The sequence below is a fragment of the Pseudomonas sp. A-RE-19 genome, assembly GCF_019956555.1.
Taxonomy (GTDB): domain Bacteria; phylum Pseudomonadota; class Gammaproteobacteria; order Pseudomonadales; family Pseudomonadaceae; genus Aquipseudomonas.
This window is the reverse complement of the sequence record NZ_JAHBDQ010000023.1, coordinates 18,485-33,969: the sequence shown is the minus strand read 5'-3', so window position 1 is coordinate 33,969 and position 15,485 is coordinate 18,485. Positions and strand designations below refer to the sequence as shown.

The following is a 15,485-nucleotide window of genomic DNA, read 5'->3' as shown; positions in this document are numbered from 1 at the left end:
GACGGTTTTACATTCAACAATTCAGTTGGCTGTCAGACCGTAATCGCGAGCAGGCTCGCTCCCACAATTAATGGTGCGGTGTCAGTAGACGTCGCGGCGGTAGCGGCCCTGTTCGATCAGGCGGTCGACCTCTTCAATGCCCAGCAATTCGTTGAGCACGTGATCCACCCCTGAAGCCATCCCCTGCAAACTGCCGCAGATGTAAATCACGGCGCCATCGGCCAGCCATTTCTTCAGCTCGTCAGCAGACTCGCGCAGGCGATCCTGCACATAGATTTTCTCGGCCTGATCTCGGGAGAACGCCAGGTCCAGTCGTTCCAGATCCCCGGCAATCAACCATTCCTCAAGTTCATTACGGCACAGGTAGTCGTGCTCGCGATTACGCTCGCCGAACAGCAGCCAGTGGCGTTGCTGCCCGTCGGCAATCCGTGCCTTGAGCAAGCTGCGTAACCCGGCCAGCCCGGTGCCGTTGCCCAGCAGGATCATCGGCACTGGTTCGTTCGGCAGATGGAAGCCACTGTTGCGCCGCACCCGCAGGCTGATGCTGCTACCCACGGGCACATGTTCGGTCAACCAGCCGGAACCGATACCCAAGCTGCCGTCGGGACGCAGTTCCTGGCGCACGATCAATTCCAGCATGCTGTCGGCGGCGATCGAGGCGATGGAGTATTCGCGCAGGGCCAACGGTACCAGGGCGTCCGCCAGCGCTTGCGCGTGCAGGCCGACCAGATGAGCTCGGTTCTCGGGCAGTTGGCGGCTGGCGAGGGCTTGTGCCAGCGTTTGCGACAGGCCATCGAACTCAACCGTGGCCCGACCGTCAATCCCCAGGCCGTCGAGGAAATGCTCGATGGCCCACGAACAATTGCGCGGCAGCACTTCCACCCGATCACCGGCCAGCCAACTGCTGGTGGTGGGGGCGCTGAGACCCAGCAAGTACACGGGCGAACCGCTACTGTCCGGGTTCATCAATTCGCGGCGGGTCAGGGTCCAGTTGTCATAGCTTGGCGCTTGCCAGGTGTCCGCCGGCGCCTGTCCGGTCAGCAGGCCGAGTTGCTGCTGCCAGTGACGCAAGGCGTAAGGGTCGCCGCTGTCGACTTCCACCGGGGCGAACAGGGTCTTGCCGCCGTGCTCGCCCAGCCAGGTGTGCAAGCGGCGGGCGAAGCCGCAGAAGTGTTGATACTGGCGGTCACCGAGGCCGAGCACGGCATAGTTCAGGCGGTCGAAACTCAGCGCACGGCCCAGCACTTTGCGTTCGAATCCTCGGGCACTGTCCGGCGCTTGACCGTCGCCGAAGGTGCTGACCACAAACAGCGCGTTGCTGGAATCCTGCAGGTCCTGTTCGCTGACATTCGCCAACGGCTGCACCTTCACCGGTAACCCGGCGGCCTGCAATTGTCCGGCGGTCTGCCAGGCCAGTTGTTCGGCGAATCCGCTCTGGCTGGCGAAGCCGATCAACCATGCCGGCGCATCACTGCCCGGTTGCGCGAGGCCCTTGCGGGCGTCCTTGATCTGACGTTTCTTGCGTCGACGATCCAGGTACAACAACCAGCCCGTGACGAAAAACAGCGGCATGGCCAGCGCGGCGATTGTCAGGATGATCCGCCCGATCATCCCGAAATAACTGCCGACGTGCAGCGCGTAGATACTGGTCAGCAGCTGGGCCTTGAGGCTCTTGTCGCTGTAGCGCTCATGACGGCTGACGATGCCGGTAACCGGATCGAGGGTGATCTGGTTCAGCGCACGGTCGTGGGGGGAGTTTTTCAGCAGGTAGAACACGGTTGCCGGTTGCCCGGCCACGGGCGGCATCCGGACGTTGTAGGAGGAAAGACCAGGGCCGGCGGCGCTGTAGATGCTGCTCCACATCGCGGCGTAATCGGCAGTGGGGGCCGGGCCGCTTGGCGCAGGACCGCGACCAGAGCGCACCCGCTCGTTTTGCGGCGAATCGGAAAGCAGCCGGGTCAGGCCCTTGTTGTACCACTCGTACGACCAGGACAACCCGGTCAGCGCCGCGAAGAGGTAGAACACCAGGCACCAGGTGCCAGCCACCGAGTGCAAGTCCCAGTTGAAGCTGCGGCCCTTTTTCTTCCAGTCGAGGGTCAGCCAGACGCGCCAGCTTTTCCACTGGCGCGGCCAGCGCAGGTACAGGCCGGACAAGCAGAAGAACAGCAGAATCAGCGTACAGGCCCCAGTAATTTGCCGACCGCTATCGCCCATGGCAAGGAAGCGGTGCAGTTGCAGCATCAGGCCGAAGAAGTCCTGGCCGGTGGCGTCGCCCATGAACTCGGCGGTGTACGGATCGAAATAGCGCATCTGCCCACGGCGCTCGCCCGGCGGCGGGGTAAAGAACACCCGCGCGGCGTTGCCGCTGTCAGTCTCGACCCAGAGCATCGAGACTTTCTTGCCCGAAGCACCTTCGATTTTCTCCACCAGCTCGGCAGGCGGCAGTACGCCGGCAATCTGCTTCTCGACATGCAGCACAGAGGGGTTCAGCGCACGCAGGATTTCATCCTGAAACGATACCGCCGCCCCGGTGATGCCCATCAGGGCCAGGACCAGTCCGGCGCTGATGCCGAAAAACCAGTGCAACTGGAACAGGGATTTCTTCAACACGTTGCTCGCCTTGTTCGTTCAAAAGTCATCATCACGGCGCGCATTATGCCGTGAGTTGTCGAGAAGCATTCTTTTTTACACACAAAAGCCCCGATCACTTCGATGAACGGGGCTTTGGCCTTCACGCTTCCATGATCAGAAGTGGAAGTTGGCGCTCAGCAGGGCGGTACGACCCGCCGCCACGTGGGCGTAGTGCGTCTGGAACACCTGATCGAAGTAACGCTTGTCGGTCAGGTTCTGTACGTTGAGTTGCAGATCGACATTCTTCGTCAGGCGGTAGCTGGCCATTGCGTCGTAACGCCAGTAGGACGGGATCTCCACCGAGTTGGCGACGTTGCCGAACTGGGAATCGACGAAGGTTGCACCGGCGCCGACGGTCAATTTGTCCGGCACCAGGTCGTAGGTCGACCAGAATGTGAAGTTGTTCCGTGGGGTGCTTGGCATGTGGTTGCCTTCATCGGCGGCGAGGGTGGTTTTGACCACTTCGCTGTCCATGTAGGTGTAGCCACCGAAGACTCTCCAGTTACGGGTCAGCTTGCCGGTGTAGGTCAGTTCCAGGCCATTGACCTGCTGTTCGCCGTCCAGCACTTGAGTGGTGCCGCCGTCCGGATCGTTGATACGCGCGTTGGTTTTCTCGGTGCGGAACAGCGCGGCGGTCAACGACAGGTCGTCACCGAAGAAGTCCCACTTGGTGCCGATTTCGTAGTTGCGATTTTTTTCCGGGTCCAGATTACTGTTGTTCGCCGCCAGCTCCAGGCCACCGTTGCCGCTGGTTTCGCCGGCCGGGTTGCTGGACGTCGAGTAGGCGGCATAGACGCTGCCATTAGGCAACGGGTTGTAGACCACGCCGATCTGGTAGTTCACCAGGTCGCTGGTGTTCTCACGGGAGAAACTGCCCGCTGGAGTTGTGCTGCCAGCGTTGGCGAAACCGCTGGATTCGACCTGGTAGTTGTCATAACGCAGGCCCAGGTTCAGGGACCATTGCTCGTTGAACTTCAGGGTGTCGAACACGTAGGCCGCGGCGGTCTTGGTGTCGGTGTCGGTGAAGGCTTTGCTGTCGGTGATCGTACCGTTCCAGTTATCCCCAGGCGTCGGGTTGTACAAACTGGTGCAGTCGCCGGAGGTGAACAGGGTACCGTTGCATCGGGTGCCGCTGGCGGTGGAGGTCAGGGTGTATGGACGGTTGTGGGTGTCCTGATAGGAAAACTCAAGACCGGTCACCAGACTGTGTTCGATAGCGCCAGTGTTGAATTTGGCGCTCAGGTCGGTCTGGTTGACCCAGCCGCTGGACGTCGAGTTACGGCTCTTCGCGCCACGGTAAGCGCTGCCGTTGGCCACGTTGCCCTTGCTGTCGTCCGGGTTGGTGACGATGTAATCCAGGGTCGAACGGGACATGCGGAAGCTGTTCGACACGGTCAGGTTGTCGTTCAGATCGTGTTCGATCTTGATGGTGCCGCTGTCGTTACTGGTCTGGCGATAGTCGCGACCGGTGAGGCCGTAGAAGTTGTCGCGGTTAACGTTGGCCGGCTTGTCGACGTTGTACTTGCTGCGGTTGGGGCTTGAGGTCAACGGGATGCCGTAGTCGGGCATGTCGTCGGTCTCGACGTGATAGTAGCCGACGGTCAAGCGGGTGTCGGTGCCCAGGCCAAACGCGAAGGACGGCGCCACGCCCCAGCGACTGACGTCCACGGCATCACGGCCGGCAACGTTGGCTTCGTGCTTCATCAGGTTCAGACGCACGGCCGAGGTGTCGGTCATCTGCTGGTTCAGATCGAGGGTGGTGCGCTTGGTCTGGTCCGAGCCCCAGGTGAAGCCGCCATTGTAGGAATTGCCCAGCCTGGCGGTCTTGCTCACCAGGTTCAGGCTGCCCCCGGTGGAACCGGCGCCGGTGAAAGCCGACCCCGGGCCCTTGCTGACTTCGATCGATTCAACGTTGAAGATCTCGCGGCTCTGGGACGCCGGGTCGCGCATGCCGTCGACGAAGGTGTCGCTTTCGGCGTTGAAGCCGCGAATGATCGGACGATCGCCGGCCGGGTTACCGCCTTCACCAGCGCCGAAGGTGATGCCCGGAGTGGTGCGCAGGGCGTCGACCAGGCTGGTGGCGCCGGTGTCGCGAATCACTTGTTGCGGAATCACGGTGACGCTTTTCGGCGTCTCGCGCAGTGGCGCGGTGTACTTCCTGGAGGCCGAGGTATCGGTCTTGTAGGAAGCATCATCCTGCTCGCCCACAACGCTGGTCGCGTCCAGGGAAATCGCATTGTTGGGTGCTTTTTCGTCGGTCTTCTCGGCTGCGAAAGCCATGTGGCCTGCAGAGCCGGCAGTGATTGCCACGCCAATTGCAGACGCAAGCAAACGCGGTGAACCGACGGGTAACTGTAGTTGTTGGCGTGACATGTGAATTCCCCTCCCCAAGGATTTGAGGCCGCGGAATATAAGGTAAATAAGTATTTGTATCAATTGCGAAGTATTGCTATTTGAGAGAAATTTACATTCTTCACAATTGACCTTTACGGTTTTTGCGGTTTCATTCGTCTCTCGGGTTTTACAATGACAATAAGAATCAATACCATTAGTATCCCTTTGCCTTCAGGTGTCTTTCCATGTTGCTGCACATTCCCGGCGTGTTCGCGAAAGACGAAGTGCAGCGCATTCGCGAGGCCCTGACGCAGGCGGATTGGGCCGATGGAAAAATCTCCGCCGGTTACCAGTCGGCCAAGGCCAAGCACAATCTGCAGCTGCCTGAAGGGCATCCGTTGGCCAAGGAAATCGGTGCCGCGATGCTCGAACGGTTGTGGAAAAATCCGCAGTTCATGTCAGCGGCATTACCGCACAAGGTCTTCCCTCCGTTACTGAACTGTTACACGGCCGGTGGCAGTTTCGACTTCCACATCGACAACGCCGTGCGTCAGCCCAAGGGCAGCATCGAGCGGGTGCGCACCGACCTGTCGGCGACGCTGTTCTTCAGCGAACCGGAGGACTACGACGGCGGCGAGCTGGAAATCCAGGACACCTTCGGCACCCAGCGCGTGAAGTTGCCGGCCGGCGACATGGTCCTGTACCCCGGCACCAGCCTGCACAAAGTCAACGCCGTCACCCGCGGCACCCGTTACGCCTCGTTTTTCTGGACGCAAAGCCTGGTGCGTGAAGACAGCCAGCGCGCCTTGCTGTTCGAGATGGACGGGGCGATTCAGCAGATGACCCAGGACATGCCCGACCATCCTTCACTGATCCGCCTGACCGGCACCTATCACAACCTGCTGCGTCGCTGGGTCGAGGTGTAAGGCATGAGTTTCCAACTGCGTCGCGAGGAAGTCCTCGACGGCGACCACCTCAAAACGATGCTCAACGAAAGCCCGGCGCGCGCAGCCCAGGCGATTCTGATCGCCGCCCGTGAAGGCGTTCTCGATGCTCAGGCATTGCTCGGACAGATCCTGCTGGACGGGCGAGGGATTGAGCAGGATCAGCCGCTGGCTGTGCGCTGGTTCGAGATTGCCGCTCAGCACGGACATCTGATGGCGCGCAACATGCTGGGTCGTTGCCATGAACATGGCTGGGGTAGCCCGGCGGACGTTGCGATTGCCGCGCGACATTATCGAATTGCGGCAGAAGCGGGACTGGATTGGGCGATGTACAACCTTGCCAACCTGCTGGCCACGGGTCGTGGCGTGATCGGGGATCAGGCGCAAGCTCTGACCCTGTATCGTCGCGCCGCCGAACTCGGTCATGCCAAATCGATGAACCTGTTGGGGCGGTATCTGGAGGAAGGTTCGATCTGTTCGGTCGATTCTATGGCCGCACACGACTGGTATCGCCGTTCCGCTGAAGCCGGGGATTTTCGTGGCCAGTTCAGTTACGCCAGCATTCTGGTTGACCAGACAAGGATGGCAGAGGGGCTGGCCTGGTATCGCCGCGCGATGCTCGGCGGAAACCTTGCGTTTCTGAAAGTTGCGACCCAGACATTGATGAGTTCGACAGACCCGCGTGTTCAGGCGTTGGCCGGGGAATATCAACTAAGGTCGCAGTTGTTAAGCAACTCTTTGAGCGTTCATGTTGCCTGATATTGGCTTGACGGTAAGTGCTGTTGAGTCTGGTTTTTTCGAGTTGCAGTGTTTGTTTGCTGTTTTTTATTGATAAATACATTTGGATTCAAGTTGGGGCTTTCAGATTTTTATTTTTTTGAATAGTCTTTGTTTGAGAGTAAAGGCTGTTTCAGGTCTTCATTCTTTTTGATTTTTTACTTTATTTACTAATTAATGGAATAATTATGTCTAACGATTTTTTGTGGGGGGATGCGTTAAAAAACGCAACGCCAGAAGAAGTAGTAAAGTTTGCCGTTGAAGCACCAAAGCTGTTTGCTGACGGTTCTGTCGGAGTGCTTGATGGGGCCACCCGTGACTCGGGGTTGTTGCTGACCAAAAAACAGATCATTGATCTGCGCAAATATGAGGCAGCAGGCCTGGCATTGCCCTATACCCTGGATGATGTCACAGACTATCTGCGCTTTGGTGCCGGTCAGAACGGTGGTTCAGGACTGAATCCCGCGGACTTTCTGACCACGTTCCTGAATACCAGAAATCATGCCAAACGCTGGTCGCCCTTGCGTGAGCGGATCATGATGACGGGCCGTGGTCTCAAGGATTTTGCCAGCAGCATGTTGACTTATGGCGCTTCGATGAAGGAGGTCTACAACGAAGTAAAAGCCTCCGGTCTTTTAGACAAGCACAACATCAAGACGCTGGAACAGTTGAAGCAACTTGAGCTTGAACTGGGGGACAAGTTTCCAGGCATTGAACTGGAAGACGACACCGTCAGTACACTCAATTATTACCTGGCGCGTATCTTTGAAAAAATCGATTTCAATCTGGAAACGGTGGGAGGTATCAAGAAAGACCTTGATCTGTTTGGCTATGACCTGCGCGAACACGTCCTGCCAGGCATAAAACTTAGGGTTGGTCTCATTGAAAATAGCTCTTTGGCTGAAGAAATTAAACAGCTCAAAGTGGTGATCGATGAGCGTGCAAAAGAAATCGATATCAAAAATACCGAGTACAAGGCCGCTGTTCAAGAAGCATTGAAGGCCGCCGCCGGGATGAACATCGCCGGGCTTGCGATGGCCATTTACATGGGGGTGGAAGCGGAAAACATCCGCGCCCGGCGCAACGAACTGTACGCCCAACAAGAAACGGACATTCAGACGCTTACCAGCAAGAACCAGACCCTGGGGTCGCTGGCGCGGGTCAAGCATGATCTGCAAAGTCTGATGATTGTAGCGATCGATGCCGATGTCGCCACACAGAACCTGATGCATGTCTGGAGCGTTCTGCATCTGTGCATCAAGAATTCTACGGGCGCGGTAGGCCGTATCAATGATGCATTGAGTCTCAGGATTTTCATGACTGAGTTTGAAGAAGTGGTTGGTCCATGGGAGCAGATCAAATCGGACTCGGACAAGCTGATTGAGGTCTTCAAAGCGGCGGACGAAGAATACGAGCGTAATTACGGCAAAACTTTGCGTGCAATGGCGTTCACCCCATCGCTCCAGCAAATCTACCCGCCACTCGACCTGGCTACGTTGAAGGTTAGCCATGCCCAAATGAGCGAGCATCGCACACAAGCGGAAATATGGCGGGTAAAGCTGAATTACCTGCCCGATCTGTTTGATCGCTTTAATCGACTCGTCCAAGGCGTCGGCCGGGGTGCGATGGAACTGCAGAATGCGGCGCTTGAAAGCAGTAATGAACTGAAAGTCAATCTTCGACGTCTGGACAGGCTCGAGGAAGCGCTCGAAGAGGAAAACGACGCCCAGGAAATCGAAGCGATCAAAGCTGAGCGCCAACAGCTATTGAACCAGGTTGCAGACGTCATTGGCTTGCAAGGCACTCAGGTTCGCAAGTGCCTGAAAGAAATCAGTGATGCGTTCGACCCGCGATTGACGCTGGGTTACATCAGCGATTTTGAACGTGATGAGGTGCAGGCAAAAGCAGAAGTCGTCGTCCTGAAGGGACAATTGGTGGCCCTCAAGGAAGAGCGCAAGAGTGTGATCGATGCGATCGACATTCTGGAAAAAAACGGCATTGAAGAGCTGGGTAAGGATATTGGGCTGACAATCGATAAGGTAGTAGCGCTGGGGCTGGCCCCGCCACAAGTCCAGTTGGTAATGTTCGCGATTGATCAACTCAAAAAGACCATCGGTGATATCGGCAAGGGCATCCGTTTTCTGGACATGGTTCGTGAAAGCGACAAGTTGCAAGAAAGAATCGCGACCCTTGACCAGGAAATCGATCTTCAAGACGGTGTCGTCAGTGCCGCGGCCGGCAAGATCAAATACCTGCAAGCCATTCACTCGATTGAAGAACAACGCAAGGTTTACGTAGAGAGCTACAGTCCGGCGATTAGCGCTTTTGAGAAATACCTGGCCGCTACCGACAAGGATTCGTTTACCGATGACGACCTTCGCAGCGCGGCGTTCAAAGAACAAGCGAAATTGTTCATTGCATTCCTTAATCCTGTTTCCGTCCCTAACCGCTAAGTTGGGCTGAACATTCCATCTAACCGTGTTGATCGAGGTGTCTTGTCACACTTCGGTTAACACGGCTGGCCTGACGATACCTGATCGTTGGCTATTGATGGTTTGCCATGATGAGGGAATACAAATGCTTGATTATTTACTGGCAGAAAAGAACTTCGTTTCACTGAAACAGTACGTTGACCTGTTAAATGATCTACCGGATGTTCTGGCGAAAATAGAAAACTTTTCCGACGCCTTCAAGCGGTCGGGACATTCCATGTTGCAGCCACCCAATGCCCAGACCTTGATACGGACGGCAAGAGCTAATGCGGCCAACTGGCAGCTGATCATTTGCACGATGCCTCAGTTGGGCGAACTCACGGCTCGGGTCGTTAGGGATATCGACAGTTTCAGTCAAGAGTTTCGTCAGATGGCCGAGGACCGTGCCAAGCGCAAATTACCACTCTCGGCCATTGATCCTGGACAGTTCAGCGTGGTCAGGTCCCCTGAATGGGGCGGAGCGCCCCGCGCCGATGTGGTAGAGGTTATTCGAGAGCTTGCGTCACGCCTGGAACACTGTCGGCAGATGACGGCACAGTTCAAATCGACGGTGCGTAGCGTCGGTGAAACGATTCATAGCATTTTTGTTCGATTCATTGAATCGCTCAATTTGCCAATATGCGCATGCCACGGCGGTAACACCAAGATTGAGGTCTATTACAGCCTGGGCCGGATGGGGCTTCCAAACATGCAGTACGATCCGGATAAAAGCTATTCCGAGCAAGAACGCCTGGAGATGGCGAGGGATCATTTCGAACGTTTGATCGGTCTTTACCGTGGTACGGGGGGGGCGGTAAACAATCTGAGCGACTTCTGCTATCGACTGACGTATATCCTGGATGAAGCCGGGAGGGAGTTTGCAGCCAGTCATCCTGCGCAAACTGTGTCACGTGCCAAGTACTCGTTGAGTCTTGTCGACCATTCAATTCTTGAAGTGAAGTCGATGTCTGAACAGCTGATTAAAATGTCGAAACAACAAAAGTAAAAAAAAGCCCATGACTCGTCATGGGCTTTTTGCGTTGCGGGTGCAGCGCTTACACGTAAAACGACTTCAGCGGCGGGAAGCCATTGAACTCAACCGCGCTGTAACTGGTGGTGTAAGCACCGGTCGACAGCCAGTACAAACGATCGCCGATCGCCAGGTTCAGCGGCAGGCCGTACTTGTAGTTTTCGTACATGATGTCGGCGCTGTCGCAGGTTGGGCCGGCGATAACGACTTCTTCCATCTCGCCTTTTTTCTCGGTCCAGATCGGGAACTTGATGGCTTCGTCCATGGTTTCGATCAGACCGGAGAATTTGCCCACATCCGTGTACACCCATCGCTCGACGGCGGTACGGGATTTACGCGCAACCAGTACCACTTCGCTGACCAGGATGCCGGCGTTGGCGATCAGCGAGCGGCCTGGCTCCAGGATGATTTCCGGCAGGTCGTCGCCGAAGTCTTCCTTGAGGAAGCGGATGATTTCTTCAGCGTAGGTTTCCAGGCTGTTGGTGCGGGTGATGTAGTTGGCCGGGAAGCCACCGCCCATATTGATCAGCTTCAGGTGGATGCCGTCTTCTTCTTTCAGGCGTTCGAAGATCACTTTGACCTTGGCGATCGCCGCGTCCCAGACGCTGATGTCGCGCTGTTGCGAACCGACGTGGAAGGAGATGCCGTACGGCACCAGGCCCAGGTCGCGAGCGAGGATCAGCAGGTCCATGGCCATGTCGGTCTGGCAACCGAATTTGCGCGACAGTGGCCAGTCGGCGGTGGTCGAGCCTTCGGTCAGGATGCGCACATAGACTTTCGAGCCGGGAGCTGCCTTGGCGATGTTGCGCAGGTCCGCTTCGGAATCGGTGGCGTACAGACGCACGCCCTTCTCGTAGAAGTAGCGAATGTCTTTGGATTTCTTGATGGTGTTGCCGTAGCTGATGCGATCCGGGCCGACGCCCTGGTTCATCACTTTGTCGAGCTCGTAGATCGAAGCGATGTCGAAGTTCGAGCCTTTCTCTTTGAGCAGGTCGATGATTTCCACGGCCGGGTTGGCCTTGACTGCGTAGTAGACCTTGGCGAATTCGAAACCGGCGCGCAGGTCGTCATAGGCCTGGCTGATCATCGCGGTGTCGATCACCACGAACGGGGTTTCTTGTTTGTCGGCGAAGGCCTTCATTTTCTGGAAGGTATCGCGCGCGAAATAGTCTTCGACGTTGATCGACATGCTGGGAACTCCTACTGGCAAACTGAAATTAACAATGGGTGCAAATGAACGTCCTCCGTATCCCCACTTTGGTTCGCCTACTTCCCAAGGCATGTCGCCGAAAGCAAAAAGGCCGCGGGAGGCAGTGCTTTCCCTTGGCCTTGCTGTCTCGTCGTCAGTACTTGAGCCGGATGGATCGTTTCCAGCATGGACGTTCGGCGCGAACTTTAGGGCGTGAGGGGCTTGAGATCAACAAAAAATGTCGCGTTTTTGCATGCTTCCGTCGTGTGGTCCCGGTTAGCTACTGATGTAGCTGACCTGCGTGACAGTGTGATGTTCCCCTGGAACTGATTTTGGTGCGGCAGAAGGTCAGGATTCGGGAGCTTGGCATCCCGGAGAAATTGCCGGCAAATCGTCAGCAAGAACTGGATTGGTTCTATTGGCTATAACTGTTCTGATTTTTATTCGGAAGTAGTCTTCTGATTTCGCCTGTACCTGTTAGTTCTGACAGTAGACAGTGTTGGTTAATTGTTGAATACTCGTTTTGAAAGTTGCTCATAGGTAATGGGTAACTATTCGAAAACTTAATGGACGGTTCTTGGGAGTTGCTCGGGTGGACAGTTAATTGTTTGCAGGTGTTTGTTCGTCTGTGAATTAAGTAATTGCTTGCCTGCTGAGAATTATATAAAGGAATATTCTCATGTATATTTGCTCAGTTAAATCGCTGTTGCGGGCTGCTGCGTGTTTGTTTTTTGTATCAGCTTCTTCATGGTTACAGGCAAGTGCCGGTAATGATGTGGCTACGTTAATGACGTATTACTACAATTTTACGCCGAGAGACTGTGGCAACGGCAGGCTGGCCTCCAACTGCTCTGGCCTGATGCTCAGGGGCACCGACAGTGGCAAGGGTTTCCATGTATGGAATCCCAGTCCGGCGTCGGTAAAAAGTGGTGGCGTTTCGGTATCCTACTTAAGGAAAGATGCTGAGTACCAGGATCTGGGATTGCTTAAAAATAATGGATTTGTGCTCAAGCCCAATGATTTCTTGGCCGGGGGCGAAGCCAAGATCAATGTGAAGTGCGCTTTTCCTATTGATGCCTGGACTGACTACAGGACGGAACAGGGGTGTGTTGATAATGGCAACACCGCGGAAAAAGAAAAAACTTGCCAGGATATGGGGATTACCACCGCTGATGCCTGGTTCAAGGATTACCGTCGCGTCAGCAGTAATCATCAAAAACAATGTGGCTTCGTCATGGAAGACCGTGGCAGCTTTAATAAAGGAGACGCCTTCTATCAATTCCTTAAGTCGCGAGCATTGATAAAGGATGAGTCGATGCAAACGCAGACCGAATTGCGTGTAGCGACTTGGGAGCAGGATTTGCAGCCGCACCTCCCGATCCTGGCTTTTATTTACACTGGGCTTTCCGGCCTGAAACTCGCGCAAGGCGATCAGAAGGATTGGTACGACGCTACCCTGGCGAAAACCGGCAAAGGCGATTGGATACCGGTGATTGCCGTCAAGCTTCCTAAAACCACAGCGCAGGATGCGACGTTTACCTACAACACCAGCGACCAGGGGATTCCACCCGGAGACGCAGACAACGGGTCATGCGATAAGTACATCGAGAAAACCGAGTGGGACGAGAAGTACTTCGAGCCCGACATGAAAAAAATTATTCCCTCTCTGAAGGCAACACCGACGGTTTGCGGTAGAACCATCGGGCCGGACAAAACCAACGTAGCCTATGCGCAATTGTTTAACCTTGCAGCCAATAGCAAGAACTGGAATTGGGGGCATGACGGCGGCAGCATGCGGCGGCAGTTCTCGTGCCATGTGGCCGATCCGAGGATCGCTCAGGACAAACCCACCTGGAATCTGGAGCCCGCACGCCCTTATGTATCGCATGAAGAGGCCGTAAACATGGATTGCAATCCACGCTGACCTCTCGGTATTGCGATAAGGACTTAATAAAAGAGCAGCCGGGCGCGGGTTTGATAATCCGCGCCCTGACTGTCGCGAGGGGCGTCAGGCCGTGGCTGCCTGCTCAACCACTTCAGCCGGCGAAACAATGCTGGTCTTGCCCCCACGGGACTTGCCGGAGCTCAAGTACTCGGCAATCGATTCCTGAGTCACTTCACCCAGGAACACCCGCTCGGCGTCCATCACTGGCAACCACGAGCGGTTGAACTCGTACATGCGCGACAACAGGATGCGCAAATGCTCGTCGTACGCCGCCGTGGCGTTGAACTCGCGCACATACTGTGCGCATGTGCCGGTCTGACGGTGCAGGTCGCGGCGTCGTACATAACCCATCGCCTTGTTGTCGGCGCAAGTCACCACCACGTAGCGACGGTCCAGTTCGTCCATCAGTTCCAGGGCTTCGGTCACCGGGGTTTGCGGGCTGACCGAGGGCGCGTTGTCCGCCGCGTCTTCAGCTTTGACCAGCAACAGACGCTTGAGGGTGCTGTCCTGGCCGACGAAGTTGCTGACAAAATCGTCCGCCGGGTGCGCGAGCAGGGTGTCCGGGTGGTCGATCTGCAGCAGTTTGCCCGCGCGGAAAATCGCAATCTTGTCGCCGAGCTTGATGGCTTCGTCGATGTCGTGGCTGACCATGATCACGGTCTTGTTCAGCGCTCGCTGCATCTCGAAGAATTCGTTCTGGATCATCTCGCGGTTGATCGGGTCGACTGCGCCGAACGGTTCGTCCATCAACAATAACGGCGCATCCGCCGCCAGTGCGCGAATCACGCCGATCCGTTGCTGCTGACCACCCGACAGTTCGCGCGGATAGCGAGTCAGATATTGCTTGGGCTCAAGCTTGATCATGCTCATCAGTTCGCGGGCGCGGTCGTGGCATTTCTGTTTGTCCCAACCCAGCAGGCGCGGAACGATGGTGATGTTTTCCTCGATGGTCATGTTCGGGAACAGACCGATCTGCTGGATCACATAACCGATGTTGCGGCGCAGAGTGACCGCGTCGAGGTCGGTGGTGTCTTCGCCGTTGATCAGGATCTTGCCCGAGGTCGGTTTGATCAGGCGGTTGATCATTTTCAGCGTGGTGCTTTTGCCGCAGCCCGATGGCCCGAGGAACACACAGATCTCGCCTTCATTGACGGTCAGGCTTACCGAGTCCACGGCTTTCACATCTTTGCCGTTGCTTTGGAAGGTCTTGCTGAGGTTTTGAAGTTCGATCATTTCAGGAGTCCAGGTAGGGGGTGTTCGCCGCAAATGGTGGAGCGCGTTGGAGCTGTGATCCCGCCGGGCAAGGCGTGGGACGCAGGAAATGTCGTTTCCTTTTCAAGTCCCGCAACGCAGCCCGGCGGGATCACAGCTCCAACCCGGAGGGCCGTGCCCCACAAAGCGCAATCCGTCGTTGCTCGTCGTTCATTTGAAGAAACCAAATCTCTCTCCTCGCGCCTAGTCTTGCGCTTTGTGGGGCGACGGCGCGCCCGCCATTTGCGGCGAACACCCCCTACTCGTCAGCGTGCGTTGCAGCCATTGCAGAAGCAGGTCGGCGAAGATGGCCAGGAGACTGACCAGCACGGCGCCGACGATCAGCATCGACATGTCGCTGCGGCTGATGGAAGCGAGAATGAGTACACCGAGGCCACCGGCGCCGATGGTCGCGGCGATGGTCATCACACCGATGTTCATGACCACGGCGGTGCGTACACCGGCAAGAATCACCGGCACGGCAATCGGCAGTTCGACCATGCGCAGGCGCTGTCCGAAGGTCATGCCGATGCCCCGCGCTGCTTCGCGAATGCCCGGTTCGACGCTGGTCAGCGCCAGGTAGGTGTTACGCATGATCGGCAGCAACGAGTACAGAAACACGGCGGTGATCGCCGGCATCGGGCCCAGGCCCTGGCCGAATTTCGAGTAGAACGGCAGCAACAGGCCGAACAGCGCAATCGACGGCACGGTCAGCAGCACCGTGGCGCTGGCTTGCAAGGGGCCGGCCAGCGTCGGGAAGCGCGTCATCAGGATGCCCAGCGGCACACCGACCACAATCGCTAACGTCACCGCGATGCCGACCAGGGTGATGTGCTGCCAGGTCAGGTGCAAAACCTGCGGCCAATCGAGATGGGAAAAGGCGTTGAGAAATTCCATGTCTTTTTCTCCTCTG

10 protein-coding genes are annotated in these 15,485 nt (G+C 56.5%); 5 read left to right on the top strand and 5 right to left on the bottom strand.

Translation table 11 applies throughout. The annotated features are described in order from the left end of the window. Window positions 1–81 precede the first annotated feature (81 nt). Together KGB14_RS16615 and KGB14_RS16610 are read right to left on the bottom strand one after the other, a co-directional pair. Window positions 82–2,610, bottom strand: coding sequence for a PepSY domain-containing protein (locus KGB14_RS16615; protein WP_223487861.1), 2,529 nt, complete (start codon window positions 2,608–2,610; stop codon window positions 82–84). A 135-nt stretch (window positions 2,611–2,745) separates the two neighbouring features. Then, window positions 2,746–5,004 (bottom strand): TonB-dependent receptor, encoded by a 2,259-nt coding sequence (locus KGB14_RS16610; RefSeq protein WP_223487860.1) that lies wholly within the window; start codon window positions 5,002–5,004, stop codon window positions 2,746–2,748. 206 nt (window positions 5,005–5,210) lie between these two features. On the opposite strand from KGB14_RS16610, the gene KGB14_RS16605 reads away from it, so the two are divergent. The 4 genes from KGB14_RS16605 to KGB14_RS16590 all read left to right on the top strand — a co-directional run bounded on the left by KGB14_RS16605 (window position 5,211) and on the right by KGB14_RS16590 (window position 10,163). Then, window positions 5,211–5,891 carry a Fe2+-dependent dioxygenase gene (locus tag KGB14_RS16605; protein WP_223487859.1) on the top strand — a complete coding sequence of 227 codons (681 nt, stop codon included), beginning with the start codon at window positions 5,211–5,213 and terminating at the stop codon, window positions 5,889–5,891. A gap of 3 nt (window positions 5,892–5,894) precedes the next feature. Further along, window positions 5,895–6,668 carry a tetratricopeptide repeat protein gene (locus tag KGB14_RS16600; RefSeq protein ID WP_223487858.1) on the top strand — a complete coding sequence of 258 codons (774 nt, stop codon included), beginning with the start codon at window positions 5,895–5,897 and terminating at the stop codon, window positions 6,666–6,668. 206 nt (window positions 6,669–6,874) lie between these two features. After that, window positions 6,875–9,139: an alpha-xenorhabdolysin family binary toxin subunit A gene (locus tag KGB14_RS16595; protein WP_223487857.1), complete on the top strand. Its 2,265-nt coding sequence runs from the start codon at window positions 6,875–6,877 to the stop codon at window positions 9,137–9,139. 124 nt (window positions 9,140–9,263) lie between these two features. After that, the gene (locus tag KGB14_RS16590; protein ID WP_223487856.1) at window positions 9,264–10,163 is read left to right on the top strand and encodes a hypothetical protein; all 900 of its coding nucleotides are present in this window, start codon (window positions 9,264–9,266) and stop codon (window positions 10,161–10,163) included. Window positions 10,164–10,212: 49 nt separating this feature from the next. Here the strand turns inward: KGB14_RS16590 and KGB14_RS16585 are convergent, their stop codons facing one another. Continuing rightward, window positions 10,213–11,376 carry a type III PLP-dependent enzyme gene (locus KGB14_RS16585; protein WP_223487855.1) on the bottom strand — a complete coding sequence of 388 codons (1,164 nt, stop codon included), beginning with the start codon at window positions 11,374–11,376 and terminating at the stop codon, window positions 10,213–10,215. Between the two features lie 679 nt (window positions 11,377–12,055). Between KGB14_RS16585 and KGB14_RS16580 the strand changes: the two genes are divergently transcribed. Continuing rightward, window positions 12,056–13,300, top strand: a complete 1,245-nt coding sequence (locus tag KGB14_RS16580) for a DUF2599 domain-containing protein (protein WP_223487854.1) — start codon at window positions 12,056–12,058, stop codon at window positions 13,298–13,300. An 84-nt stretch (window positions 13,301–13,384) separates the two neighbouring features. Here the strand turns inward: KGB14_RS16580 and KGB14_RS16575 are convergent, their stop codons facing one another. Beyond that, window positions 13,385–14,554, bottom strand: a complete 1,170-nt coding sequence (locus KGB14_RS16575) for a betaine/proline/choline family ABC transporter ATP-binding protein (RefSeq protein ID WP_223487853.1) — start codon at window positions 14,552–14,554, stop codon at window positions 13,385–13,387. 222 nt (window positions 14,555–14,776) lie between these two features. Continuing rightward, window positions 14,777–15,469 (bottom strand): ABC transporter permease, encoded by a 693-nt coding sequence (locus KGB14_RS16570; protein WP_223487852.1) that lies wholly within the window; start codon window positions 15,467–15,469, stop codon window positions 14,777–14,779. Window positions 15,470–15,485 lie beyond the last annotated feature (16 nt).

Coding starts and splice junctions, on each gene's coding strand:
- KGB14_RS16575 (WP_223487853.1), bottom strand. CDS start 14,554: ATGATCGAACTTCAAAACCTCAGCAAGACCTTCCAAAGCAACGGCAAA.
- KGB14_RS16585 (WP_223487855.1), bottom strand. CDS start 11,376: ATGTCGATCAACGTCGAAGACTATTTCGCGCGCGATACCTTCCAGAAA.
- KGB14_RS16590 (WP_223487856.1), top strand. CDS start 9,264: ATGCTTGATTATTTACTGGCAGAAAAGAACTTCGTTTCACTGAAACAG.
- KGB14_RS16600 (WP_223487858.1), top strand. CDS start 5,895: ATGAGTTTCCAACTGCGTCGCGAGGAAGTCCTCGACGGCGACCACCTC.
- KGB14_RS16605 (WP_223487859.1), top strand. CDS start 5,211: ATGTTGCTGCACATTCCCGGCGTGTTCGCGAAAGACGAAGTGCAGCGC.
- KGB14_RS16610 (WP_223487860.1), bottom strand. CDS start 5,004: ATGTCACGCCAACAACTACAGTTACCCGTCGGTTCACCGCGTTTGCTT.
- KGB14_RS16580 (WP_223487854.1), top strand. CDS start 12,056: ATGTATATTTGCTCAGTTAAATCGCTGTTGCGGGCTGCTGCGTGTTTG.
- KGB14_RS16595 (WP_223487857.1), top strand. CDS start 6,875: ATGTCTAACGATTTTTTGTGGGGGGATGCGTTAAAAAACGCAACGCCA.
- KGB14_RS16570 (WP_223487852.1), bottom strand. CDS start 15,469: ATGGAATTTCTCAACGCCTTTTCCCATCTCGATTGGCCGCAGGTTTTG.